The 411-nt window shown below is 74.5% G+C and carries 1 pseudogene; it reads right to left on the bottom strand.

The window, feature by feature from the left end:
• A pseudogene (locus G3I71_RS48885) lies at positions 1-411 on the bottom strand (transcription termination factor Rho); the annotation flags it as partial.

Below are 411 nucleotides of genomic sequence, written 5' to 3'. Positions count from 1 at the left end.
GCCCTGAGCGCCCTGGTTGCCCTGGCCGCCCTGGCGCTGCTGGCGCTGGCCGCCCTGGTCGTCGCCCTTGCCACGGTCACGGCGGTCGCCGCGGTCCTGACGGTCACCACGGTCCTGGCGGTTGCCGCGCTGGCGGTCGCCGCGCTGACCGCGCTCCTGGCGGTCGCCCCGGCGGCCGTCCGCGCCTTCCTGGGCCGACGCGGAAACCGCGGTTTCGGCCTTGCCGTCCTGCTTGGCCTCGGTCTTCGCCTCTGCCTGGGGCTCGGTCTTCGTCTCGGTCTTGATGTCCGTCTTGGTGTCCGTCACAACAGTGCTCTCGGGGCTGCCCGCCTGCGCGGTGGCGCGGCGCCGACGGCGCTCACCGCCGACCGGCTGGTCGTCGTTGGCCGGCTGGCCCGGAATGTCGATCTG

The sequence above is a fragment of the Streptomyces sp. SID12501 genome (genome assembly GCF_010550245.1).
Taxonomy (GTDB): Bacteria; Actinomycetota; Actinomycetes; order Streptomycetales; family Streptomycetaceae; genus Streptomyces.
This window is presented reverse-complemented; position numbering and strand designations above follow the sequence as displayed.